We start from the raw sequence: 23,106 nt of genomic DNA on the forward strand, positions 1-23,106 counted from the left end.
TCCGAGAACAGTCTCGGAGACCGGCGTCACTCAATGCAGCCGATCAGTCACATTCACCAACAGCGTCGGGACGTCCGGTCGGGGCCTTTCGCATGCCCGCGCGGGCAAGGTGGTACCAAGCCCTTGCGCCGGGGTGGGCGTGAACGCTTCAATCAAGTTAGGAAACTTTCCTAACTCTCCTTACGAGCCCGGGGACCCCCATGCCCCGGACCAGGGAAACGGAGCGCCCATGCCTCGCAAGCACCCCGCCGCCCGGATCGCCCTCGCCGCCCTGCTGCTCGCCGGCCCCGCCACGGTCGCGGCCGCCGGCACCGTCCACGCCGTCCCCGCCCCCGCCGCTGCCGTCCGGCTCGCGGCTGTCGGCCTGGACGACCCGCACAAGAAGGACATCGCCATGCAGCTGGTGTCCAGCGCGGAGAACTCCTCCCTCGACTGGAAGGCCCAGTACAAGTACATCGAGGACATCAAGGACGGCCGCGGCTACACCGCCGGCATCATCGGCTTCTGTTCCGGCACCGGCGACATGCTCGAACTCGTCGAGCACTACACCGACCTCAAGCCGGGCAACGTCCTCGCCAAGTACCTGCCGGCGCTGCGCAAGGTCAACGGCACGGAGTCGCACGCCGGCCTCGGCTCCGCCTTCGAGCGCGACTGGGCCACCGCCGCCAAGGACACCGTCTTCCAGCAGGCCCAGAACGACGAGCGCGACCGCGTCTACTTCAACCCCTCGGTCAGCCAGGGCAAGGCCGACGGCCTGCGGGCGCTCGGCCAGTTCGTCTACTACGACGCCATCGTGATGCACGGCCCCGGCACCAGCTCCGACAGCTTCGGCGGGATCCGCAAGGCCGCCATGAAGAAGGCCAGGACCCCCGCCCAGGGCGGCGACGAGACCACCTACCTCAAGGCCTTCCTGGAGGCCCGCAAGGTCGTCATGAAGCAGGAGGAGGCCCACGCCGACACCAGCAGGGTGGACACCGCGCAGACGGTCTTCCTCAACGCGAAGAACTTCGACCTCAACCCGCCGCTGAAGTGGAAGGTGTACGGCGACAGCTACGCCATCAACAGCTGACGGGCCGTCGCCCGGCGTCGGGGGCGCGAGGCGGACGGCGCGGCCGGGGCCTCCCGCCACCGGCGTCCGGATTTTATTCGGGTGACGCCCGAACACACGCGCTGATAGCGTCCCCGACGTGGCCAAGCTGAACCAGATCATCGCCGTCGAAAAGGGCGTCAAGTCGAAGTCCTTCCAGGAGCTGACGCAGTCCCACCAGGACTTGCAGAAGCCCGCGTTGCTGGCCGGCATCTCCCGGACGTACCAGCCCAAGGACGAGGAGGGTGAGCAGCTCCCGCCGGAGTCCACCCGTGTCCAGATCAAGGCCGAGGACGTCCTGCGGACCACGGCCACCACCCTGACCCGGCTGTTCGACGTCACCGCGACCAAGGACTGGGCGAACACCGCCGCCCGCGCCGACGTCGTGGTCGACGGCCGTACGGTCGTCGCCGACGTGCCGGTCACCTACCTGCTCTTCCTGGAGAAGCAGCTCACCGACCTGCGGACGTTCCTGCGCAAACTGCCGGTCCTGGACGCCGCCGAGGCCTGGAACCACGACCCGTCCACGGACGCCTGGAAGACCGAGGCGGTGCGCACCAACCGCACCAAGAAGGTGCCGCGCAACCACGTCAAGGCCGAGGCGACCGAGAAGCACCCGGCGCAGGTCGAGGTGTACTACGAGGACGTCGCGATCGGCTACTGGACGACCGTGAAGTTCTCCGGGGCGCTCCCGGCCCGGCGGGTCAACGAGCTCGTCGAGCGGGTCGAGAAGCTCCAGCAGGCCGTGCAGTTCGCCCGCGAGGAGGCCAACGGGACCGAGGTCGAGGACCGGCGGGTCGGCGACGCGGTGTTCGGCTACCTGTTCGGGTAGCCCCATGATCGCCCCCGGGTGAGACCGGGGGTGGCGCGAAGAGCGCAAGCTGACACTGAGGTTGAAGCTGACAGCGGGGAATGTGGGGGTTCGATTCCCTCCTCCGGCACCACGTGCCGGAGTGGCCCAATTTGGCAGAGGCACCCCGTTAAGACTCAGACTCTCGCTCAAGTCTCAGCATTCGCCACCGAGCGCCGGATCGACCGGGTGTGTGCTACAGCGTCGGTTGCGGGTTCGACTCCCGTCTGCGCCTCTCCGTGGCGCGGTAGCTTCAATGGCAGAGCAACGCTGTGAGAATGACCCGCACCCTTAAACGTGCCGGTGCACAGGAATTGGGTGGCACATCAGGGGCCCGGGAGCTGGATACCGCTCCCGGGCCCCGTCACATCCGCGTCGCACCGTGCCGCGCCGTGCCGTACCGTCAGGCGGTCGCGGTGTAGTCGTAGAAGCCGCGGCCGGACTTGCGGCCCAGCAGGCCCGCGTCGACCATCCGGGACAGCAGCGGCGGAGCGGCGTACAGCGGCTCCTTGTACTCGTCGTACATCGACTCGGCGATCGAGACGATGGTGTCCAGGCCGATCAGGTCGCACAGCCGCAGCGGACCCATCGGGTGGGCGCAGCCGGCCTCCATGCCCTTGTCGATGTCGGAGGCGGTGGCCACGCCCGTCTCGAACATCCGCACCGCCGACAGCAGGTACGGCACCAGCAGCGCGTTGACCACGAAGCCGGCCCGGTCCCGGGCGCGGATCGGGGCCTTGTGCAGCACCTCGACGGCGAAGGCCTCCGCGCGCTCGGTGGTGGCCGCCGACGTGGTCAGCGTCGGGATCACCTCGACCAGCTTCTGCACCGGCGCCGGGTTGAAGAAGTGCAGGCCGATGACCTGCTCGGGGCGGGAGGTGGCGGCGGCCAGCTTCACGATCGGGATCGAGGAGGTGTTGGAGGCGAGGATCGCGTCCTTGCGCTGGACGACGCGGTCCAGCGTCTCGAAGATCTTCACCTTGATGTCCTCGCGCTCGGCGACCGCCTCGACCACGAGGTCGCGGTCGGCGAAGTCCGCCAGGTCGACCGTGAAGGCCATGCGGGAGAGCGCCTCGTCCTTCTGCTCCTCCGTCAGCTTGCCGCGCGTCACCGCCGTCTCCAGCGAGTTGGTCAGCCGGGTGCGGCCGAGCTCCAGCGCCTCCCCGCTGGCCTCCGCGACCAGGACGTCCAGCCCCGCCCGGGCGAACACCTCCGCGATGCCCGACCCCATCAGGCCGCAGCCGATCACTCCGACGCGCGCGATGTCACTCACTCAGTTGCCCTTCGGTGGAGCTGGGGGTCGCCCAGCGACAGTGGCCCAGCAGGTGCTGTTCGGCGGTTGGGAGCACCGGTATGTGCGGACCGGTGCACCGCCCCGACGACGTTACTACTCCCTACCCGTGAGTAGGTCATCCCCTCCCCGGACCGGATGGGACTGGACGGGACCGGATCGGACCGGGCAGCCCGGCGCCGCCGCTGCGCCGAACGGGTGGGCCCGTCCGCGTCGCGTATCCGTCCGGCGCCGCCCCCGCCCGCCGGGGGACAGAATGCGGGCCGGACAGCGGGGGACCGGGGACAGGTGAAGGGAGCACGGGCATGCCGACGGGATCGCTCACGGGATCGCTCACGGGACAGGTCGCCCTGGTCACCGGCGCCGGCCGGGGCATCGGCCGGGAGATCGCCATCGGCCTCGCCGCCGAGGGCATGGCCGTGGGCCTGGTCGGCCGCACCCACGAGACCCTCACCGACACCCTCAAGGAGTGCGTGCGGCACGGCTCGCGCGGCGTCGCCGTCACCGCCGACGTCACCCGCCCCGGCTCGGTCCGCGAAGCCGTCCGCCTCGTCGAGCGCGACCTCGGCCCGCTCGACCTGCTGGTCAACAACGCCGGCCAGGTCGACCGCGCCGAGGCCCCGCTCTGGGAGACCGACGTCAACCAGTGGTGGCAGGTCGTCGAGGTCAACCTGCGCGGCCCCTACAACCTGCTGCGCTGCGTGCTGCCCGGCATGGTCGAGCGCCGGCGCGGGCGCGTGATCAACCTCAACTCCGGCTTCGCGCTGCGCCCCGAGGGCCGCTACACCGCGTACGCCACCTCCAAGGCCGCGCTGCTCCGGCTCTCCGACAACCTCGCCGACTCGCTCGCCGAGCACCATGTCGTCGTCCTCGACATCAGCCCCGGTGCCGTCGCCACCGACATGACCGCCGGGATGCCGATGTTCCGGGACATGAAGGCCTGGGGCTCCGTCCTGTACATGGTCGCCGTCACCGTGGACGCCGCGCGCGGGCGCTTCGACGCGCTGCACGGGCGGTTCATCCACGCCGGGCGGGACGACCTGGAGGAGCTGGTCGGCCGCGCGGAGGAGATCCGCGCGGCGGACGCCCGTACGCTGCGGCTGCGGCCGTACGGGCCGGACGACCCGATGGGCTGACGCGGGGGGCTGCTGGGCGGAGGGCGGGGCGCTCAGAGTCCGGCGAGCGCCGTCAGGGCGTCCAGCTCGGCCGGGGTGAGCGAGCCCGGCGCCCGGCCGGTCCGGGCGAACTCCCCGGCCAGCCGCTGGAGCGCCTCGTTGAGCGGCGCCGCCGCCCCGTGCAGCCGCGCCAGCAGCGCGATCTCGCCGTTCAGGTGGTCGGCCTCGATCGAACCGGTGCCGCGCGCCAGGCTCTGCCAGGACGACGAACCGGTCCGCTCCTCGCCGGCCACCGGCTCCAGCCGCAGCGTCTTCCCGGCCTCGCGGCCCAGCTCCGCCGGGTCGTCGTGCGGGATGCCGGCGGCGAGCAGCACGGCCGCGCCCTCGGCGGTCACCCGCTCGGCGAGCGCCTCCAGTCGGCCGTCCGCCGCGCCCGGCCCGTCCGCGCCCCGGCCGGCCACCGCGTCCAGGGCGTTGCCGAGGTTGCCGAGCAGCTTGGTGTACTTCCAGCGCAGCACGCCCTCGTCCACCGGCGCGCTGAAGCCGGCGGCGTCGAGGTCGGCGGCGATCGCGGCGGCCCGGTCGCCGCCGCTGCCGGACGGGTAGCCGCCCATCCGCAGGATCCCGCTCACCGGCGTGCCGTTCGCGCTCACCCGGCCCGGCGCCACATGGGTCGAGGGCATCCACACGAACATCGCCAGCACCTCGCGGAACAGCCGCAGCGCGAGCCGCTCGTTCTCCACGCCGTTCTGCGCGCACACCAGCGGCAGCCGCTCGGCGGCCGTCCCGCCGCCGTCCACCGGGCGCGGCGCCCACGCGGCCAGCGCGGCGGCGGTGTCCTGCGACTTCACGGCGAGGACGAGCACGTCGTCCGGGCGCAGCGTCACGTCCTCCGGCCCGCCGACCGCCGGGATCCGCAGCGTCCGGACGCCCTCCGGCGTCCCGAACCACAGCCCGTCCGCCCGCAGCGCCCCCAGATGCGCGCCACGCGCCACCAGGACCACCTCGTGCCCGCCCTCGTGCAGCCGCGCACCGATCGTGCCGCCCACCGCACCCGCCCCGATGATGATGTACCGCATGCCCGAAGCATCCCACGCCCCCCACGACCGCCAGAAGCCCCAGGGGTCGTAGCGGCCGTCGGGCCCTAGGCGCAGAGGCGGCTGGCGGTGACGGGGGTGAGGCCGGCCGTGGCGAGGCCGTCGAGGATGCCGGGCAGGGCCTCCACCGTGCAGCGGTGGCCCAGGTGCAGGGCGACCACCGAGCCGCCGCGCACCGAGCCGAGCACCCGGCGCCGCAGTTCGGCGGCGGGCGGGTCGGCGTAGTCCCGCGGGTCCACGTCGAAGGCGAGCACGTGCTCGTAGCCGACCGCCCTGGCCTGCTCCCGCACCATCGGGGTCGCGTACTGGGCGGCCGAGGGGCGGAACCAGCGGCCGATCGAGCCGGTGAGCCGCTGGAGCCGCTCCGCGCACTGGGCGATCTCGGCGCGTGCCGCGTCCGGCGTCATCGCCGAGATGTTCTGGTGGTTCTGGGTGTGGTTGCCCAGCTCGTGCCCGCCGTCCAGGATCCGCCGGGCCATCCCCGGCTGCTGGTCGAGCCAGCTGCCGACGACCATCACGGTGAGGCCGACGCCGCGCTTCTCGGCGATCTCCAGCAGGGCCGTGGCGAGCGCCGGGTCCCCGCTGCCGTGGAAGGTCAGCGCGACGTTGCGGCCGGTGCGCGGCCCGTACGCCACCTCGACGGGCGTGCCGGGCGCCAGCGGGGGCAGCACCGGCGGCACGGGCGGCGCGCTGGCGGCCGCAACGGCGGTGGCGCCCGCCGCCGGTGCGGGGGAGGCGCTGGGTGCGGGCGAGGCGGGGCCCTCGCCGCCGGCCCAGGCCGGGTCCACGGCGCCCGAGGGGTCGACGGGGCCCGGGCGCACGGCGAACGCGCCCGGATCGGTCCGGCGGCGCCCAGGGTCGCCGCAGGCCGCGAGCAACCCGCCGGCGGCGGTCAGAGCGGCCAGCTTGACGGTGGTGCGCAGGACGGTGCGCCGGTCGGCAGTCATCGGCAGCCAGCATAGAAGCGGCGCCACCCGGCGGCGAACGCCGGCCGCGGGTACCGCCGGCCGCCCCGCGGTCCGCCGCCGACCGCCCGGGGGACCGCCGCCGACACGCCTGGACCCCATGGTTCGGACGCTGCGGAAACCTGAACTACCGCTGCCCCGGCGGCTGTCGTCGGCTACGATCGCGGCGCGCCGTGCGGCGGGGGCCGCGGCGCGTGCGTCGTGCGCAGGGTACGCGGGCCACGCGCCGGACGCGGCGGACCCGGTGGACAGCAGGGGGCGGAAGATGACCGAGGACACGAGCACGACGGACAGCGTGCTGGGCAGCGACTGGGAGTGGGCGCACGCCGACGACTGGCAGCCGCCGAAGGAGCTCGACACCGGTGTCCCGCACACCGCCCGGATGTACGACTTCTACCTGGGCGGCAAGGACAACTTCGAGGCCGACCGCAAGGCCGCCGAGGCCGCCATCGCCGCCTACCCGGCGCTTCCGCTGCTGGCCCGCACCAATCGCGAATTCCTCGGCCGTGCCGTCGAGTTCGCGGCGGCCCGGGGGATCCGGCAGTTCCTCGACATCGGCACCGGCATCCCCGCCGTCGGCTCCACCAACGAGGTCGCCCGGCGGGTCGCCCCCGACGCCAGGGTCGTCTACGTCGACAACGACCCGATCGTGGCCTCCCACGCGCGCGCCCTGCTCGCCGGCCACCTGGCCGGCCACACCTCCGTCATCGAGGCGGACCTGCGCGACCCCGAGGGGATCCTCGACCACCCGGGCCTGCGGGCCGCCATCGACCTCGGCGAGCCGGTCGCCCTGATGCTGGTCGCCGTCCTGCACTTCATCCGCGCGGAGGACGGCGCCGAGCGGATCGTCCGCACCCTGCGCGACGCGCTGGCCCCGGGCAGCGCGCTGATCCTCTCCCACGGCAGCCCCGACTTCGCCTCCCGGGAGAGCGCCGCCGAGGGCGCCCGCATCTACCGCAGCGCCAGCGCCCCGCTGGTGCTGCGCCCCCGCGCGGCCGTCGAACCCTTCTTCGGCGACTTCGAGTTCGCCGGCCCAGGCCTCGTCCAGCTCCCGCTCTGGCGCCCCGCCGCCGGCCACGTCCCCACCGCCGAGCTCCCCGAGGGCTGGCAGGACGTCTCCGCGTACGCCGGCGTCGCCTTCAAGCCCTGACGGAGCGTCAACTCCCTGCAGGCGCGGACTCAGCGGCCGCGCAGCCCGTCCATCTCACGGCGGTCGCGCTTGGTGGGCCGTCCGGCGCCCCGGTCCCGCAGGCCGGGGGCCGCGACGAACTCGCGGGCGGGGCGCGGCGGGCTGTTGTCCTCCAGGCACTGGGCCGCGACGTCCGCGCCGACCCGCTTGCGGATCAGCTTCCGGACCACGACGACCCGCTCCCAGCCCTCCTGGCGCACCCGGACCTCGTCGCCCGGCTTCAGCGCCTGCGCCGGTTTGGCCCGCTCGCCGTTCACCCGCACGTGCCCGGCCTTGCACGCCGCCGCGGCGGCCGACCGCGTCTTGGCCAGCCGCACCGACCAGATCCAGCTGTCCACCCGGACGCTTCCCTCGTCTTCGACCATCCCCCGAGCCTAGCCCGACGACGGAAGCCGCTCCCTCAGCGGCGTCCGGGGGCCTCCTGGACGGCCCAGCCGTTGCCGTCCGGGTCGTTGAAGAAGACGAAGGAGTTCCACACCTCGCCGCGCCCGTCCACCCGGTCCCCGGCCTCGAAGTGCTGGACCGGACTCACCTCGACGCCCCGCGCCAGCAGCTCCTTGTACGCGCGGTCGACGTCCGGCACCACGAGCTGGAGTCCCTTCAGCGAGCCGGCCGGCGCGTCGGTCAGCCCGGTGCCCACCACGATCGAGCAGCCTGAGCCGGGCGGCGTCAGCTGCACCACCCGCACGCCGTCCCGGATCCGGGTGTCGTGGTCGACGGTGAAACCGGCCTGTTCCTCGTAGAAGAGCTTGGCCCGGTCGACGTCCGCCACCGGGACGACCACCACTTCGAGCTTCCAATCCATGGCCTCGTGCCTTCCCTCGGGTTCCCCCCAGGCCTTTCCAGTATCGGCCGCCGCCCCGGCCCTCGCCCGGCGCGGGCCAGGGCGGCGGTCGGCTAGCCTGGGCCACGATGAACCGCCTCGCCACACCCTCCGCCGTGACCCCCTTCCCGACTCCCTGGGGAGGCTTCGACCTCACCCGCTTCCCGGAGGACCCGCGTGAGCGGCTGCGCGCCTGGGACGCCGCCGACGAGTACCTGCTGCGGCACCTGGCCGGCGAGGCCGACTCCGCCGAGGGCCGGGCCACCGACCTGGCCGGCCGCGCCGTCACCGTCCTCGGCGACCGCTGGGGCGCCCTGACCACCGCGCTGGCCGCCACCCTGGCAGCTGCCCCGGGCACCGTTCAGGACGGCGCCCCGATCACCGCCCCGGACGGCGTCGCGGTCACCCAGATCAGCGACTCGCACCTCGCCCAGCGCGCCACTCTGGCCAACCTCGCCCGGGCCGGCGCCGACCCCGCCGCCCGGCTGCTCACCACCCGCGACACCCCGCCCGCGCGGATCGACGTCCTGCTGGTGCGTGTCCCCAAGAGCCTCGCCCTGCTGGAGGACCAGCTGCACCGGCTCGCCCCGGCCCTCCACCCGGACACGGTCGTGCTCGGCACCGGCATGGTCACCGAGATCCACACCTCCACCCTGAAGCTCTTCGAGCGGATCCTCGGCCCGACCCGCACCTCGCTCGCCGTCCGCAAGGCCCGGCTGATCCTCTGCACCCCGGACCGGGCGCTCGACCCCGGCCCCAACCCGTGGCCGCACCGCTACGCCCTGCCCGGCGACGTCGGCCCCGTCTCGGACCGCACCGTCGTCAACCACGCCGGCACCTTCTGCGCCGACCGCCTGGACATCGGCACCCGCTTCCTGCTCGCCCACCTGCCCACCGCCGCGCCCGGCGCCCGGGTCGTGGACCTCGGCTGCGGCAACGGCGTGGTGGGCGCCGCGGCGGCGCTGGCCGCCCCCGGCGCCGAGCTGCTCTTCGTCGACGAGTCGCACCAGGCGGTCGCCTCCGCGGCGGAGACCTTCCGCGCCAACCTCGGCCCGGACGCCCGGGCGGAGTTCCGCACCGCCGACGCGCTGGAGGACGCGGGCGTGCCGGCCGGCTCGGTGGACCTCGTCCTCAACAACCCGCCGTTCCACTCGCACCAGGCCACCACCGACGCCACCGCCTGGCGGATGTTCACCGGCGCCAAGCGCGCGCTGCGCCCCGGTGGCGAGCTCTGGGTGGTCGGCAACCGCCACCTCGGCTACCACGACAAGCTCCGCCGGCTGTTCGGCAACTGCCGTACGGTCGCGGGCAATCCGAAGTTCGTGGTGCTCAAGGCCGTCAAGCGCTGAACCCCCGGTGAGGCTCCCCGGCCGGCCCCCGGTCGGCGGACCTTCGCATACTCCTTGCATGAATGTTCCGTACTGCGTATATTCATGCCACGACGAAGGAGGAACGCCATGGCATTGCGAGTCGCCGTCGCCGGCGCGAGCGGATACGCGGGCGGTGAGGTACTGCGCCTGCTGCTCGGCCACCCGGAGGTGGAGATCGGGGCGCTGACCGGCGGCTCGAACGCGGGCACCCGGCTGGGGCTGCTCCAGCCGCACCTGCTGCCGCTGGCCGACCGGGTCCTGGAACCCACCACCCCGGAGGTACTGGCCGACCACGACGTGGTGTTCCTGGCGCTGCCGCACGGCCAGTCCGCCGCCGTCGCCGAGGCGCTCGGCGAGAACGTGCTGATCGTCGACTGCGGCGCCGACTTCCGGCTCCGCGCCGCCGCCGACTGGGAGCAGTTCTACGGATCCGCGCACGCCGGCACCTGGCCCTACGGCCTGCCCGAGCTGCCCGGCCACCGCGACGCGCTCAAGGGCGTCAACCGGATCGCCGTCCCCGGCTGCTACCCGACGGCCGTCTCGCTGGCGCTGTTCCCCGCCTACGCGGCCGGCCTCGCCGAGCCCGAGGCCGTGGTGGTCGCCGCCTCCGGCACCTCCGGCGCCGGCAAGGCCGCCAAGACCCACCTGCTCGGCAGCGAGGTCATCGGCAACGTCAGCGCCTACGGCGTCGGCGGCGTCCACCGGCACACCCCGGAGATGGCCCAGAACCTCACCCCGCTCGCGGGCGAGCCGGTCACCGTCTCCTTCACCCCCACCCTCGTTCCGATGCCCCGCGGCATCCTCGCCACCTGCTCCGCCAAGGCGAAGCCGGGCGTCGACGCCGAGGAGCTGCGCGCCGCCTACGCCGAGGCGTACGCCGACGAGCCGTTCGTCCACCTGCTGCCCGCGGGGCAGTGGCCGCAGACCAGCAGCGTCTACGGCTCCAACGCCGCCCTGGTGCAGGTCGCCCTGGACCCCGCCGCCGGGCGGATCGTGGCGATCAGCGCGATCGACAACCTGGTCAAGGGCACCGCCGGCGGCGCGGTGCAGAGCATGAACATCGCCCTCGGACTGCCCGAGGAGCTGGGCCTTCCCGTGAACGGAGTCGCACCGTGACCGACCACCAGAACGTCGGCGTGACCGCCGCCCGGGGCTTCCGGGCCGCCGGCGTCACCGCCGGGATCAAGGCCTCCGGCACCCCCGACCTCGCGCTGGTCGTCAACGACGGCCCCTCGCTCGCCGCCGCCGGCGTCTTCACCGCCAACCGGGTCAAGGCCGCCCCCGTGCTCTGGTCCGAGCAGATCCTCAAGGGCGGCGCGGTCTCCGCCGTCGTCCTCAACTCCGGTGGCGCCAACGCCTGCACCGGCCCGCTGGGCTTCCAGGACACCCACGCCACCGCCGAGCGGGTCGCCGAGGAGCTGGGGCTCAACGCCGGCGAGGTCGCCGTCGCCTCCACCGGCCTGATCGGCGTCCGGCTGCCGATGGACATCCTGCTGCCCGGGATCGCCACCGCGGCCGCCGAACTCGCCCCCACCGGCGGCAAGGCCGCCGCGATCGCCATCAAGACCACCGACACCGTCCACAAGACCGCGCAGGTCACCAGCCCGGCCGGCTGGACGGTCGGCGGCATGGCCAAGGGCGCCGGCATGCTCGCCCCGAGCCTCGCCACCATGCTGGTCGTGCTCACCACCGACGCCGACCTCGACGCGGCCGCCCTGGACACCGCGCTGCGCGGCGCCACCCGCACCACCTTCGACCGGATCGACTCCGACGGCTGCATGTCGACCAACGACACCGTGCTGCTGCTCGCCTCCGGCGCCTCCGGCATCGCCCCCGAGCAGGCCGAGTTCGACGAGGCCGTGCGCACCGTCTGCGCCGACCTCGCCCGGCAGCTGATCGGCGACGCCGAGGGCGCGAGCAAGGACATCCGGATCGACGTCACCGGCGCCGCCACCGAGGACGAGGCCGTCGGGGTCGCCCGGGTGATCGGCCGCAACAACCTCCTCAAGTGCGCCCTGCACGGCGAGGACCCCAACTGGGGCCGGGTGCTGGCCGCGATCGGCACCACCGACGCCGCCTTCGACCCGAACCGCCTCGACGTCGCCATCAACGGCGTCTGGGTCTGCCGCGACGGCAGCGTGGGGGAGGACCGCGACCTCGTCGACATGACCGGCCGCGAGGTGATCATCACCGCGAACCTCAACGCCGGCGGGGCCGAGGCCACCCTGTGGACCAACGACCTCACCGCCGACTACGTGCACGAGAACAGCGCCTACTCCACCTGACCGTCGCCACCAGAGCCGGGGACCAGAAGAAGTGCAGATCGCACCCAAGGGCGAACAGGCCCGCAACAACACCGCGTTGCCCAAGGCCATGACGCTCATCGAGGCCCTGCCGTGGCTGGAGCGCTTCCACGGCAAGACCGTCGTCATCAAGTTCGGCGGCAACGCCATGGTCGACGAGGAGCTCAAGGCCGCCTTCGCCCAGGACGTCGTCTTCCTGCGCTTCGCCGGCCTGCACCCCGTGGTGGTGCACGGCGGCGGCCCGCAGATCAGCGCCCAGCTCGACAAGCTCGGCCTGGAGTCGTCCTTCACCAACGGCCTGCGGGTCACCACCCCGGAGACCATGGACGTGGTCCGGATGGTGCTCGCCGGCCAGGTGCAGCGCGAGCTGGTCGGCCTGCTCAACCAGCACGGCCCGTTCGCCGTCGGCATGACCGGCGAGGACGCCCACACCATGACCGCCGTCAAGCGGTACGCGGTCGTCGACGGCGAGCCGGTCGACATCGGCCTGGTCGGCGACATCGTCAACATCGAGGCCGGCGCGGTGAAGGCGCTCATCGGCGACGGCCGCATCCCGGTGATCTCCTCGATCGCCCGCGGCACCGACGGCCACGTCTACAACATCAACGCCGACACCGCCGCCGCCGCCCTCGCGGTCGCCCTCGGCGCCGAGATGCTCGTCGTGCTGACCGACGTCGAGGGCCTCTACAAGGACTGGCCGCACTCCGACGACGTGATCAGCCAGCTCGACGCCACCGAACTCGACGAGCTGCTGCCGACCCTGGCCTCCGGGATGCTGCCCAAGATGGAGGGCTGCCTGCACGCCGTCCGCTCCGGCGTCGGCACCGCCCGCGTCCTGGACGGCCGGGTGCCGCACAGCCTGCTGCTGGAGATCTTCACCGACGAGGGCATCGGCACGATGGTCGTGCCCGACGACGAACCGACCGTGACCGGGGGACTCGCATGACTTCCAACGCCAAGCTCACCGACCGGTGGCGGCACTCCTTCACCGACAACTACGGCACCCCCCGGATCCCGCTGGTCCGCGGCGAGGGCAGCACCCTCTGGGACGCCGACGGCAAGGCCTACACCGACCTGCTCGGCGGCATCGCGGTCAACGCCCTCGGCACCGCCCACCCGGCGGTCGTCGAGGCGGTCGGCCGCCAGATCGCCACCCTCGGCCACGTCTCCAACCTGTTCATCGCCGAGCCCACCGTCGCCCTCGCCGAGCGGCTGCTGGAGCTCGACGGCCGCCCCGGCCGGGTGTTCTTCTGCAACTCCGGCGCCGAGGCCAACGAGGCCGCCTTCAAGATCAGCCGCCGGACCGGCCGCACCCACCTGGTCGCCCTGCAGGGCGCCTTCCACGGCCGCACCATGGGCGCGCTCGCGCTCACCGGCCAGCCCGCCAAGCAGGACCCGTTCCGCCCGCTGCCCGGAGACGTCACGCACGTCCCGTTCGGCGACGTGGAGGCGCTGCGCGCGGCGGTCACCACGGAGACCGCCGCCGTCTTCCTGGAGCCGATCCAGGGCGAGAACGGCGCCATCCCGCTGCCCGACGGCTATCTGCGGGCCGCCCGCGAGATCACCCGTGCCACCGGCACCCTGCTCGTCCTCGACGAGATCCAGACCGGCGTCGGCCGCACCGGCCACTGGTTCGCCCACCAGGCCTTCGAGGGCGTCGAGCCGGACGTCGTCACGCTCGCCAAGGCCCTCGGCGGCGGCCTGCCGATGGGCGCCGTGCTGGCCTTCGGCGAGGCCGCCGAGCTGCTCACCCCGGGCCAGCACGGCACCACCTTCGGCGGCAACCCGGTGGCCGCGGCGGCCGGTCTCGCGGTGCTGGACACCATCGAAGCCGAGGGCCTGCTGGAGCACACCCGCAAGATCGGCGAGCGGCTGCGGCACGGCGTCGAGGCGATCGGCGACCCGCTGGTCTCGCACGTGCGCGGCGCCGGGCTGCTGCTGGGCATCGTGCTCACCGAGCCGGTGTCCGCGAAGATCCAGGCCGGACTCCAGGAGGCCGGCTTCCTGGTGAACGCCGCCGTCCCGGACGCCGTACGGCTCGCGCCGCCGCTGGTGCTCACCGAGCAGGAGGCCGACGCCTTCCTCGCCGCGCTGCCGGCCGTCCTGCGGACGGTGCGCGAGACCGCCCCGGACGATGCGAACCGCGCGTAGTCCGGGAGAATCATCACATGACCGTTCCCCACTCCGGCCAACCCGCCGCCGGCCCGACGCCGCAGGTCCCGCAGACCCGCACCGCGCGCCACCGGCGGATCGTGGACCTGCTCACCCGCCAGCCCGTGCGTTCGCAGAGCCAGCTCGCCAAGCTGCTCGCCGACGACGGACTCGTGGTCACCCAGGCCACCCTCTCCCGGGACCTGGACGAGCTGGGCGCGGTGAAGATCCGCAACCGGGACGGCGCGCTCATCTACGCCGTCCCGGCCGAGGGCGGCGACCGCACCCCGCGCGCGCCGATGGGGGAGTCCGCCACCGAGGGCCGGATGGCCCGGCTGGCCGGCGAACTCATGGTCTCCGCCACCGCCTCCGGCAACCTGGTGGTGCTGCGCACCCCGCCGGGCGCGGCGCAGTTCCTGGCCTCGGCGATCGACCAGGCGGAGGTCTTCGAGATCATCGGCACCATCGCCGGTGACGACACCGTCCTGCTGATCAGCCGCGACCCGGCCGGCGGCCAGGCCCTCGCCGACCACCTCATGCAGCTGGCCCAGGCGAAGGCGCAGTAGCCCCGGCTCGTCCGTGTGGGCCCGGTTCCGACCGGGCCCACACGCGTATCCGGGGCCGACCCGGCCGGCGGGTTTTGAGTTTCATACGGAGTAGTGCATACTTATGCCTATCGCCGTAAGCCTGTTCGCACAGTTGTGAAGGAGAAAGCCGTGACCGAGCGCGTCGTACTCGCCTACTCGGGCGGTCTGGACACGTCCGTCTGCATCGGCTGGATCGCCGAGGAGACGGGCGCCGAGGTCATCGCCGTCGCCGTCGACGTCGGCCAGGGCGGCGAGGACCTGGACGCCATCCGCCAGCGGGCGCTGGACTGCGGCGCCGTCGAGGCCGAGGTGGCCGACGCCCGCGAGGAGTTCGCGGACGAGTACTGCCTCCCCGCCCTCAAGGCCAACGCCCTCTACCAGGGCCAGTACCCCCTGGTGTCCGCCCTCTCCCGGCCGGCCATCGTCAAGCACCTGGTGGCCGCCGCGCAGAAGCACGGCGCCACCACCGTCGCCCACGGCTGCACCGGCAAGGGCAACGACCAGGTCCGTTTCGAGGTCGGCATCAACTCCCTCGCCCCGGGCCTCAAGTGCATCGCCCCGGTCCGCGACTACGCGATGACCCGGGACAAGGCCATCGCCTTCGCCGAGGCCAAGGGCCTGCCGATCGCCACCACCAAGAAGTCCCCGTACTCGATCGACCAGAACGTCTTCGGGCGGGCCGTCGAGACCGGCTTCCTGGAGGACATCTGGAACGCCCCGATCGAGGACGTCTACGAGTACACCCAGAACCCCGCCGTCGAGCGTGCGGCCGACGAGGTCGTCATCACCTTCGACGCCGGCGTCCCGGTCGCGATCGACGGCCGCAAGGTCACCGTGCTCCAGGCCATCGAGGAGCTCAACCGCCGGGCCGGTGCCCACGGCGTCGGCCGGCTCGACATGGTCGAGGACCGCCTCGTCGGCATCAAGTCCCGGGAGATCTACGAGGCTCCCGGCGCGATCGCCCTGATCACCGCCCACCAGGCGCTGGAGAACGTCACCGTCGAGCGCGAACTCGCCCGCTACAAGCGGCAGGTCGAGCAGCGGTGGGCCGAACTCGTCTACGACGGCCTGTGGTTCTCCCCGCTCAAGCGCGCCCTCGACGGCTTCGTCAACGAGGCCAACCAGCACGTCTCCGGCGACATCCGGATGGTCCTGCACGGCGGCCGGGCCGTCGTCAACGGCCGCAAGTCCGACCAGTCGCTGTACGACTTCAACCTCGCGACCTACGACACCGGCGACACCTTCGACCAGTCGATGTCCAAGGGCTTCATCGAGATCTTCGGCCTCTCCTCGAAGATCGCCGCCCGCCGCGACCTGGGCTGAGCCCGCCGCCGGGCCCGGCCGCACCCGGCCGGGCCCGCCCCCCACCCCCTTCCTTCCGCACCTGTCTTTCCGCACCTGAGCAAGGAGCCAGCGATGTCCGCCGACCAGACCGCCTCCGGTGGCGACGTCCGCCTCTGGGGCGCCCGCTTCGCCGACGGCCCCTCCGAGGCCCTGGCCAGGCTCTCCGCCTCGGTGCACTTCGACTGGCGCCTCGCCCCCTACGACATCGCCGGATCCAAGGCCCACGCCCGCGTCCTGCACGCGGCCGGCCTGCTCACCGACGGCGAACTCGCCGCCATGCACGACGGACTCGACCGGCTGCTCGCCGACGTCGAGGCCGGCACCTTCACCGGCACCATCGCCGACGAGGACGTGCACACCGCCCTGGAGCGCGGCCTGCTGGAGCGCCTCGGCCCCGACCTCGGCGGCAAGCTGCGGGCCGGCCGCTCCCGCAACGACCAGATCGCCACGCTCTTCCGGATGTACCTGCGGGACCACGCGAAGACCATCGGCACCCTGCTGCTCGACCTCCAGCACGCCCTGGTCGGCCTCGCCGAGGCCCACCCGGACACCGCCATGCCGGGCCGCACCCACCTCCAGCACGCCCAGCCCGTGCTCTTCGCCCACCACGTCCTCGCGCACGTGCAGGCCCTCGGCCGCGACGCCGAGCGGCTGCGCCAGTGGGACGCCCGCACCGCCGTCTCCCCGTACGGCTCCGGGGCGCTGGCCGGCTCCTCGCTCGGCCTCGACCCGCAGGCCGTCGCCGCCGACCTCGGCTTCGAGGGCGGCTCGGTCGGCAACTCCATCGACGGCACCGCCTCGCGCGACTTCGTCGCCGAATTCGCCTTCGTCACCGCGATGATCGGGATCAACCTCTCCCGGATCGCGGAGGAGGTGATCATCTGGAACACCAAGGAGTTCGGCTTCATCACGCTGCACGACGCCTTCTCCACCGGCTCGTCGATCATGCCGCAGAAGAAGAACCCCGACATCGCCGAACTCGCCCGCGGCAAGTCCGGCCGGCTCATCGGCAACCTCACCGGCCTGCTCGCCACCCTCAAGGCCCTCCCGCTCGCCTACAACCGCGACCTCCAGGAGGACAAGGAGCCGGTCTTCGACTCCTGCGACACCCTCGAAGTCCTGCTGCCCGCCTTCACCGGCATGATGGCCACCCTCACCGTGCACCGTGAGCGCCTGGAAGAGCTCGCCCCCGCCGGCTTCTCCCTCGCCACCGACATCGCCGAGTGGCTCGTCAAGCAGGGCGTGCCGTTCCGGGTCGCGCACGAGGTCGCCGGCGCCTGCGTCAAGGAGTGCGAGGCGCAGGGCATCGAACTCGCCGACCTGACGGACGCGCAGTTCGCCGCCATCTCCGAGCACCTCACCCCCGAGGTGCGGTCGGTGCTCAGCGTCCACGGCGCGATCGCCTCCCGCAACGGCCGCGGCGGCACCGCGCCCTCCGCCGTCGCCGTCCAGCTCGGCGAGGTCAAGGCCGACCTCGCCACCCAGCAGGAGTGGGTGACGGGCTGACGGGGCCCCTTCAGTACGGACAGGAGGGGCGCGGCGGATCACCCGCCGCGCCCCTCCTGTCCGTATGCGACCGGGCGCCCGTAACCCGGACGGCCCCCACCAGGTCAAGCACGGTATGTGCACCGACCTCCCGTCCGTCCCCTCCGCCGAGGATGAGGTCCTCGCCGAACTGCGCCGCCGCCTGGTCCGCGAGGCCGTCGCCGCCCTGCCCGGCCGCTGCCCGCAACTGGTCGCCGCCCTCGTCGAGGACCCACCGCCGACCTACCGCGAGCTCTCCCGCCGCCTCGGCATGCCGCGCGGCTCCATCGGCCCCACCCGCGCCCGCTGCCTCGCCTGCCTGCGCACCCTGCTGCACGGCGAGCGCTACGCCTGAGCGCCCCGCGCCGTGCACCGCCCCGCCCGCGGCCCGCCCGTTTCCGGCCCCCGCGCCGTCACCCCGTCGGGCGTGACCCTCGCCACGTCCGGCGTCCGCGAGGTTGAGAGCAGCTGACACCCGGGTAAGGCGCTGGCGAACGCGGCTCTCGACGGCGGCGCGCCCGTTCGGAGACCGACCGTGCGCGCGCCACCGCCGACCCGGCCCCACCAGGGCCGTACGGGCTGGTACGTTCGTGCGCCACCCCGGCCTGGGCAGATCCCCGGCCGGACACCTCCGGCAGGCAACCGGTGCGACACCCTCACCTCGCGCGCCGGGCACAACGATGGGGAGGCCCCCGCACATGGGCATGAGCGTGAACATTACGACCGCCGGGACCGACGACGCGGAGCAGATCCTCAAGCTCCAGTACCTCGGCTACCAGAGCGAGGCCGAGCTCTACGGCGACTGGGCCATCGAGCCGCTGACCCAGACCCTGGAGAGCCTGCGCGCCGAGCTGACCGAGCAGCACGTCCTGGTCGCCCGCCTCGGCGACGAGATCGTCGGCACCGTCCGCGGCCACGTCGGCCTCGACGGCGTCGGCCGGATAGGGCGTCTGGTCGTCCACCCCCGGATGCAGCGCCACGGCCTCGGCGGCCGGCTGCTGGAGGCGCTGGAGCAGCTCCTCGCCGAGGACGGCGCGGTGACCTCCTACCGGCTCTTCACCGGCCACCGCAGTCTCGGCAACCTGCGCCTCTACGCCCGTCAGGGCTACCGGCAGACCACCGTCGAGCAGGTCAGCGGCCGGCTCACCCTGGTGTACCTGGAGAAGTCCGCCGCGACCCCGCTCGCCGCCACCGCCTGAACCCCACCGCCTGAGCCCCACCAGCTGAGCCGCCCGGCCGGATCCTCCCGAGCCCCGTCGACCGCGGCGCCGCCATCATTCGGACCTCCGAAGGCGGCGCCGTTCGACGTTTACGCAGGTCAGCGCCGTGCGTGTCCGCATTGCGGACGACGTGTCCAAATAATTGGGACGACCTGCGCCCATCTGATTTACTGGCTCACATGACTGCGACGACGAAATGGACCCCCACCGGCACCCTGCCGGCAGGTGAGCGTGCCATGTGCCGTCGAATGTGTCACCGCTGAGGGCCACCGCCCCCGGCACCCCGCTGAGAGTGCCTCCTCCTCGCGCCCCGAAGCGAGAACCCGGCGTCGTTCCCGCCTGTGCGAACCCGCCCATCCTGTCGCACCCCCTTCTTCGGCCTGCCCGCCCACCCGCGCGCACCGCTGACTCGTAAGGGCCACGCCGTCGCGCGGCCCGGCCGCCCAGCGGCGACGATCAAGGGGTGGCAGGCCCGGATCCCCCCCGGCGCGACGCCGTACACGTCGCCGTCCGCACGGCGCTGCGGCCATCGCACGCGCCGCCCGCCCCCGACCCACGGAAGCAGCTGTGATCACCACCACGGACCTCACCAAGGTCTACCGCTCCCGCGGCCGCGAGGTGACCGCCCTCGCGGGCGTCGACCTCCACGTCCGCCCCGGCGAGGTCTACGGAGTCGTCGGCACCAGTGGCGCCGGCAAGTCCACCCTCATCCGCTGCGTCAACATGCTGGAACGGCCCACCTCAGGGACCGTCACCGTGGACGGCGTCGACCTCACCGCCCTCACCGGCGGCGAGAACCGGGCCGGCAAGGACCTGCGCGAAGCCCGCCGCCGGATCGGCATGGTCTTCCAGCACTTCAACCTGCTCTCCTCGCGCACCGTCCAGCAGAACGTCGAACTCCCGCTGGAGATCATCGGCCTGGACCGCACCCAGCGCCGCCGCAAGGCCGCCGAACTGCTCGACCTCGTCGGCCTCGCCGACAAGGCCCGCAGCTACCCCGGCCAGCTCTCCGGCGGCCAGAAGCAGCGCGTCGGCATCGCCCGCGCCCTCGCCGGCGACCCCAAGGTGCTGCTCTCCGACGAAGCGACCTCCGCGCTCGACCCCGAGACCACCCGCTCCATCCTCAAACTGCTGCGCGACCTCAACCAGCAGCTCGGCCTCACCGTCCTGCTCATCACCCACGAGATGGACGTCATCAAGTCCGTCTGCGACTCCGCCGCCCTGATGCGCGGCGGCCGGGTGGTCGAGTCCGGCGTCCTCACCGACCTGCTCGCCGAACCGGGCTCCGAACTCGCCCGCGAACTCTTCCCGCTCAGCGAGTTCGGCACCGGCCACCCCGGCGCCACCGTGCTGGAGATCACCTTCCAGGGCGACGCCCCCGCGCAGCCCTTCGTCTCCCAGCTCGCCCGCACCTACCAGATCGACATCAACATCCTCGGCGCCGCCGTCGAGACCATCGCCGGCCGGATGGTCGGCCGGATGCGCGTCGAACTGCCCGGCTCGCGGCACGACAACGTGGTGCCCATCGGCTTCCTGCGCGAACAGGGCCTGCAGGTGGACGTGATCGGGACGGCGAACGGAGCGGCGGCATGACCTGGGACCAGATGCAGGAACTGATGTGGCCGGCCACCTGGGAGACCCTCCAGATGGTCGGAGTGGCGACCGTCTGCACCGTCCTGCTCGGACTGCCGCTCGGCGTGCTGCTCGTGCTCACCGCCAAGGGCGGCGCCCTGCAGAACCAGCCCGTCAACAAGGTGCTCGGCGCGATCGTGAACCTCGCCCGCTCGCTGCCGTTCATCATCCTGATGATCGCGCTGTTCTCCTTCACCCGCTGGCTGGTCGGCAGCTCGCTCGGCTGGCAGGCCGCCACCGTCCCGCTGACCGTCGGCGCCATCCCCTTCTTCGCCCGGCTCGTGGAGACCAACGTCCGCGAGGTCGACCGCGGCCTCGTCGAGGCCGTCCAGGCCATGGGCGGCACCACCTGGACCCTCGTCCGCAAGACGCTCGTCCCCGAGGCCCTGCCCGGCATCCTCGCCTCCGTCACCACCACCGTCATCGCGCTGATCGGCTACTCCGCGATGGCCGGCACCGTCGGCGGCGGCGGCCTCGGCGACCTCGCCTACCGCTACGGCTACCTGCGCTTCGAGACCGCCTTCATGTGGGTCATCGTCGCGGAGATCGCGATCATCGTCACCGTGATCCAGCTGGCCGGCGACTACGCCGTGCGGCGCCTGGCCAACCGGGGCCGCGGCGGCGGCCGGACCCGGCTGCTGCGCCCGCGCGCCGACACGGACCTCGTCGCCTCCTAGGCCTCGTCGCCTCCTGGGCCTCGTCACTTCCCGGGCCTCGTCGCCCCCTGGACGTCGTTGCTCCTGGATCTCGTCGCCCCCAGACCTCCCCGTCCGATCCTCGGACGCGGCTCCCCGCACCACGCAGAAAGGCACTTTTCGTGCGCAACGCCCTGAAGTTCACCAGCGTCCTCGCCACCGCCGGCATCGCCCTCTCGCTGGCCGCCTGCGGCAGCAACAGCGACTCGGCGTCCTCGGACCCGAACGCGCCGCTCACCGTCGTCGCCAGCCCCACCCCGCACGGCCAGATCCTCAAGTACGTCAAGGACAACCTCGCGGACAAGGCCGGCCTCAAGCTCAACGTCAAGGAGGTCACCGACTACGTGACCCCCAACACGGCGGTGCAGGACGGCTCGGCCGACGCCAACTACTTCCAGCACGTGCCGTACCTGGAGGACTTCAACAAGAAGCGCGGCACCGACATCGTCTCCGTCGAGACCGTGCACCTGGAGCCGCTGGGCGTCTACTCCAAGAAGGTCAAGGCGATCGCCGAACTGGCCGACGGCGCCACCATCGGCCTGCCCAACGACGCCACCAACGAGGGCCGCGCGCTCAAGCTGCTCGCCGACAACAAGCTCATCACCCTCAAGGACGGTGCCGGCACCGCCGCCACCCCCGCCGACGTGACGGGCAACCCGAAGAACTTCAAGTGGAAGGAGCTGGAGGCCGCCCAGCTGCCCCGCTCCATCGCCGACCTCGACGCCGCCGTCATCAACGGCAACTACGCGCTCGACTCCGGCCTCAAGCCCGCCACCGACGCGGTGGTACTCGAAAAGGCCGACGGCAACCCCTACGCCAACATCCTCGCCGTGAAGAAGGGCAAGGAGAACGACCCGCGCGTGAAGAAGCTCGCCGAACTGCTGCACTCGCCCGAGGTCAAGAAGTTCATCGACGACACCTTCCAGGGCTCCGTCATCCCGGCGTTCTGATCCGCGGAGCCGCCGGCTCCCGACCCGCCCCGCCGGACCCCGATCGGGCCCCCGCCTCACCAAGGCGGGGGCCCGGTCGGGCAGTATGCACCAGTGACGGTCCGACAGACCCATTTCTGACGTACCGTCGTCCGGTCCGTGCACCGCGTGACAACCCGGCACCGGCGAGGCGTACGGTGTGTCCACGACCCGGCGAGGAGAGACGGCATGGCAGCGAGCTTCCCCGAGACCGCCATCAGCACCGAACGGCTGCTGCTGCGCCCGCTTGCGGAGGACGACGCCCCCGGCCTGGTCGCCATGATGGCCGACGAACTCGTCCTGGCCTGGACCGACCACCCGCACCCCTACACCGAGGCCCACGCCCTCGACCTGGCCCGCACCCTCGCCCCCGCCCACCGCGCCGCCGGCCGCGGCATCGTCCTCGCCGTCACCGAGAACCTCACCCAGCGCCTGGTCGGCCTCGTCGAACTGCGCCACACCGACTGGCGGCTGCGCACCACCGAGATCTCCTTCGTCACCGCTGCCTGGGCCCGCGGCGAGGGCTACGCCCCCGAGGCCGTCCTCGGCGTCGCCCAGTGGCTCTTCGAGGACCGCGGCTTCCTGCGGCTGGAACTGCGCACCGCCGCCGGCAACACCGCCGCCCAGCAGGTCGCCCACAAGATCGGCGGCATCAGCGAGGGCGTCCTGCGCAGCGCCTGGATAGTGCGCGGCGAGGTCGGTGAGGTCGGTCATGCTGTGGCGGGGGCACCCGCCGCCCTCCCGGCCGAGGGGGAGAGCCGCAGCGACCTCATCCTGTGGAGCCTGCTCCCCGAGGACATGGAGGTCCCCGACGCCCCCGCCCCCGCCTGGGCCGGCGACCACCGCTACGTCCTGCGCGACTGAACCGCGCCCCCGCCTGTCCCACGGGGCCCAC

Annotated in this window: 23 protein-coding genes; 18 read left to right on the forward strand and 5 right to left on the reverse strand. The window is 72.8% G+C overall.

Features of this window, described 5'->3' with window-relative positions; translation table 11 throughout:
• Nucleotides 1–229: 229 nt before the first annotated feature.
• Together ACFP3U_RS33385 and ACFP3U_RS33390 are read left to right on the forward strand one after the other, a co-directional pair.
• Nucleotides 230–1,069 carry a chitosanase gene (locus ACFP3U_RS33385; protein WP_380229509.1) on the forward strand — a complete coding sequence of 280 codons (840 nt, stop codon included), beginning with the start codon at nt 230–232 and terminating at the stop codon, nt 1,067–1,069.
• Between the two features lie 118 nt (nt 1,070–1,187).
• Nucleotides 1,188–1,919, forward strand: a complete 732-nt coding sequence (locus ACFP3U_RS33390) for a DUF7873 family protein (RefSeq protein WP_380229510.1) — start codon at nt 1,188–1,190, stop codon at nt 1,917–1,919.
• 421 nt (nt 1,920–2,340) lie between these two features.
• Here ACFP3U_RS33390 and ACFP3U_RS33395 read toward each other — a convergent pair whose 3' ends face one another.
• Nucleotides 2,341–3,210 carry a 3-hydroxybutyryl-CoA dehydrogenase gene (locus ACFP3U_RS33395; protein ID WP_380229511.1) on the reverse strand — a complete coding sequence of 290 codons (870 nt, stop codon included), beginning with the start codon at nt 3,208–3,210 and terminating at the stop codon, nt 2,341–2,343.
• 323 nt (nt 3,211–3,533) lie between these two features.
• Between ACFP3U_RS33395 and ACFP3U_RS33400 the strand changes: the two genes are divergently transcribed.
• Complete coding sequence (locus ACFP3U_RS33400; protein ID WP_380229512.1) at nt 3,534–4,364, forward strand: SDR family NAD(P)-dependent oxidoreductase; 831 nt, start codon at nt 3,534–3,536, stop codon at nt 4,362–4,364.
• A 32-nt stretch (nt 4,365–4,396) separates the two neighbouring features.
• Here ACFP3U_RS33400 and ACFP3U_RS33405 read toward each other — a convergent pair whose 3' ends face one another.
• Nucleotides 4,397–5,422 (reverse strand): ketopantoate reductase family protein, encoded by a 1,026-nt coding sequence (locus ACFP3U_RS33405; RefSeq protein ID WP_380229513.1) that lies wholly within the window; start codon nt 5,420–5,422, stop codon nt 4,397–4,399.
• 65 nt (nt 5,423–5,487) lie between these two features.
• Nucleotides 5,488–6,387 (reverse strand): polysaccharide deacetylase family protein, encoded by a 900-nt coding sequence (locus tag ACFP3U_RS33410; RefSeq protein ID WP_380229514.1) that lies wholly within the window; start codon nt 6,385–6,387, stop codon nt 5,488–5,490.
• Nucleotides 6,388–6,670: 283 nt separating this feature from the next.
• Here ACFP3U_RS33410 and ACFP3U_RS33415 point away from each other — a divergent pair, with 283 nt between their 5' ends.
• Nucleotides 6,671–7,555 carry an SAM-dependent methyltransferase gene (locus tag ACFP3U_RS33415; RefSeq protein ID WP_380229515.1) on the forward strand — a complete coding sequence of 295 codons (885 nt, stop codon included), beginning with the start codon at nt 6,671–6,673 and terminating at the stop codon, nt 7,553–7,555.
• Between the two features lie 29 nt (nt 7,556–7,584).
• On the opposite strand, the gene ACFP3U_RS33420 is transcribed toward ACFP3U_RS33415, so the two are convergent.
• Both ACFP3U_RS33420 and ACFP3U_RS33425 read right to left on the reverse strand, forming a co-directional pair.
• Complete coding sequence (locus ACFP3U_RS33420) at nt 7,585–7,959, reverse strand: RNA-binding S4 domain-containing protein (protein ID WP_380229516.1); 375 nt, start codon at nt 7,957–7,959, stop codon at nt 7,585–7,587.
• A gap of 35 nt (nt 7,960–7,994) precedes the next feature.
• Entirely contained in the window at nt 7,995–8,399 is a 405-nt protein-coding gene (locus tag ACFP3U_RS33425) for a VOC family protein (protein ID WP_380229517.1), read from the reverse strand.
• A gap of 107 nt (nt 8,400–8,506) precedes the next feature.
• On the opposite strand from ACFP3U_RS33425, the gene ACFP3U_RS33430 reads away from it, so the two are divergent.
• The 14 genes from ACFP3U_RS33430 to ACFP3U_RS33495 all read left to right on the forward strand — a co-directional run bounded on the left by ACFP3U_RS33430 (nt 8,507) and on the right by ACFP3U_RS33495 (nt 23,075).
• On the forward strand, nt 8,507–9,766 hold the full coding sequence (locus ACFP3U_RS33430) for a methyltransferase (RefSeq protein ID WP_380229518.1): 1,260 nt from the start codon (nt 8,507–8,509) through the stop codon (nt 9,764–9,766).
• A gap of 108 nt (nt 9,767–9,874) precedes the next feature.
• On the forward strand, nt 9,875–10,903 hold the full coding sequence (gene argC, locus ACFP3U_RS33435) for an N-acetyl-gamma-glutamyl-phosphate reductase (RefSeq protein WP_380229519.1): 1,029 nt from the start codon (nt 9,875–9,877) through the stop codon (nt 10,901–10,903).
• Nucleotides 10,900–12,072 (forward strand): bifunctional glutamate N-acetyltransferase/amino-acid acetyltransferase ArgJ, encoded by a 1,173-nt coding sequence (gene argJ, locus ACFP3U_RS33440; protein ID WP_380229520.1) that lies wholly within the window; start codon nt 10,900–10,902, stop codon nt 12,070–12,072. The genes argC and argJ overlap by 4 nt, the downstream gene beginning before the upstream one ends.
• A gap of 88 nt (nt 12,073–12,160) precedes the next feature.
• Nucleotides 12,161–13,036 (forward strand): acetylglutamate kinase, encoded by an 876-nt coding sequence (gene argB, locus ACFP3U_RS33445; RefSeq protein ID WP_380229535.1) that lies wholly within the window; start codon nt 12,161–12,163, stop codon nt 13,034–13,036.
• A complete protein-coding gene (locus ACFP3U_RS33450; protein WP_380229521.1) occupies nt 13,033–14,241 on the forward strand; it encodes an acetylornithine transaminase in 1,209 nt (402 codons plus the stop codon). Before argB ends, ACFP3U_RS33450 begins: the two co-directional genes overlap by 4 nt.
• Before the next feature lie 17 nt (nt 14,242–14,258).
• Nucleotides 14,259–14,807, forward strand: a complete 549-nt coding sequence (locus ACFP3U_RS33455; RefSeq protein WP_030395991.1) for an arginine repressor — start codon at nt 14,259–14,261, stop codon at nt 14,805–14,807.
• A gap of 150 nt (nt 14,808–14,957) precedes the next feature.
• Complete coding sequence (locus ACFP3U_RS33460; protein ID WP_380229522.1) at nt 14,958–16,151, forward strand: argininosuccinate synthase; 1,194 nt, start codon at nt 14,958–14,960, stop codon at nt 16,149–16,151.
• Nucleotides 16,152–16,244: 93 nt separating this feature from the next.
• Nucleotides 16,245–17,678 (forward strand): argininosuccinate lyase, encoded by a 1,434-nt coding sequence (gene argH / locus ACFP3U_RS33465; protein ID WP_380229523.1) that lies wholly within the window; start codon nt 16,245–16,247, stop codon nt 17,676–17,678.
• A 115-nt stretch (nt 17,679–17,793) separates the two neighbouring features.
• Complete coding sequence (locus tag ACFP3U_RS33470; RefSeq protein WP_380229524.1) at nt 17,794–18,051, forward strand: sigma-70 RNA polymerase sigma factor region 4 domain-containing protein; 258 nt, start codon at nt 17,794–17,796, stop codon at nt 18,049–18,051.
• A 343-nt stretch (nt 18,052–18,394) separates the two neighbouring features.
• The gene (locus ACFP3U_RS33475; protein ID WP_380229525.1) at nt 18,395–18,895 is read left to right on the forward strand and encodes a GNAT family N-acetyltransferase; all 501 of its coding nucleotides are present in this window, start codon (nt 18,395–18,397) and stop codon (nt 18,893–18,895) included.
• A gap of 588 nt (nt 18,896–19,483) precedes the next feature.
• Complete coding sequence (locus ACFP3U_RS33480; protein ID WP_380229526.1) at nt 19,484–20,509, forward strand: methionine ABC transporter ATP-binding protein; 1,026 nt, start codon at nt 19,484–19,486, stop codon at nt 20,507–20,509.
• A complete protein-coding gene (locus ACFP3U_RS33485; RefSeq protein ID WP_380229527.1) occupies nt 20,506–21,225 on the forward strand; it encodes a methionine ABC transporter permease in 720 nt (239 codons plus the stop codon). The genes ACFP3U_RS33480 and ACFP3U_RS33485 overlap by 4 nt, the downstream gene beginning before the upstream one ends.
• 140 nt (nt 21,226–21,365) lie before the next feature.
• Nucleotides 21,366–22,193 carry a MetQ/NlpA family ABC transporter substrate-binding protein gene (locus tag ACFP3U_RS33490; RefSeq protein WP_380229528.1) on the forward strand — a complete coding sequence of 276 codons (828 nt, stop codon included), beginning with the start codon at nt 21,366–21,368 and terminating at the stop codon, nt 22,191–22,193.
• A gap of 207 nt (nt 22,194–22,400) precedes the next feature.
• The gene (locus ACFP3U_RS33495; RefSeq protein WP_380229529.1) at nt 22,401–23,075 is read left to right on the forward strand and encodes a GNAT family N-acetyltransferase; all 675 of its coding nucleotides are present in this window, start codon (nt 22,401–22,403) and stop codon (nt 23,073–23,075) included.
• The last annotated feature ends 31 nt before the right edge of the window (nt 23,076–23,106 follow it).

Source organism: Kitasatospora misakiensis (assembly GCF_042656005.1).
In the GTDB taxonomy this organism is placed as follows: Bacteria; Actinomycetota; Actinomycetes; order Streptomycetales; family Streptomycetaceae; genus Kitasatospora; species Kitasatospora misakiensis.

Coding starts and splice junctions, on each gene's coding strand:
- ACFP3U_RS33385 (WP_380229509.1), top strand. CDS start 230: ATGCCTCGCAAGCACCCCGCCGCCCGGATCGCCCTCGCCGCCCTGCTG.
- ACFP3U_RS33400 (WP_380229512.1), top strand. CDS start 3,534: ATGCCGACGGGATCGCTCACGGGATCGCTCACGGGACAGGTCGCCCTG.
- ACFP3U_RS33405 (WP_380229513.1), bottom strand. CDS start 5,422: ATGCGGTACATCATCATCGGGGCGGGTGCGGTGGGCGGCACGATCGGT.
- ACFP3U_RS33410 (WP_380229514.1), bottom strand. CDS start 6,387: ATGACTGCCGACCGGCGCACCGTCCTGCGCACCACCGTCAAGCTGGCC.
- ACFP3U_RS33415 (WP_380229515.1), top strand. CDS start 6,671: ATGACCGAGGACACGAGCACGACGGACAGCGTGCTGGGCAGCGACTGG.
- ACFP3U_RS33420 (WP_380229516.1), bottom strand. CDS start 7,959: ATGGTCGAAGACGAGGGAAGCGTCCGGGTGGACAGCTGGATCTGGTCG.
- ACFP3U_RS33425 (WP_380229517.1), bottom strand. CDS start 8,399: ATGGATTGGAAGCTCGAAGTGGTGGTCGTCCCGGTGGCGGACGTCGAC.
- ACFP3U_RS33430 (WP_380229518.1), top strand. CDS start 8,507: ATGAACCGCCTCGCCACACCCTCCGCCGTGACCCCCTTCCCGACTCCC.
- argC (WP_380229519.1), top strand. CDS start 9,875: ATGGCATTGCGAGTCGCCGTCGCCGGCGCGAGCGGATACGCGGGCGGT.
- argB (WP_380229535.1), top strand. CDS start 12,161: ATGACGCTCATCGAGGCCCTGCCGTGGCTGGAGCGCTTCCACGGCAAG.
- ACFP3U_RS33450 (WP_380229521.1), top strand. CDS start 13,033: ATGACTTCCAACGCCAAGCTCACCGACCGGTGGCGGCACTCCTTCACC.
- ACFP3U_RS33455 (WP_030395991.1), top strand. CDS start 14,259: ATGACCGTTCCCCACTCCGGCCAACCCGCCGCCGGCCCGACGCCGCAG.
- argH (WP_380229523.1), top strand. CDS start 16,245: ATGTCCGCCGACCAGACCGCCTCCGGTGGCGACGTCCGCCTCTGGGGC.
- ACFP3U_RS33470 (WP_380229524.1), top strand. CDS start 17,794: ATGTGCACCGACCTCCCGTCCGTCCCCTCCGCCGAGGATGAGGTCCTC.
- ACFP3U_RS33475 (WP_380229525.1), top strand. CDS start 18,395: ATGGGCATGAGCGTGAACATTACGACCGCCGGGACCGACGACGCGGAG.
- ACFP3U_RS33485 (WP_380229527.1), top strand. CDS start 20,506: ATGACCTGGGACCAGATGCAGGAACTGATGTGGCCGGCCACCTGGGAG.
- ACFP3U_RS33495 (WP_380229529.1), top strand. CDS start 22,401: ATGGCAGCGAGCTTCCCCGAGACCGCCATCAGCACCGAACGGCTGCTG.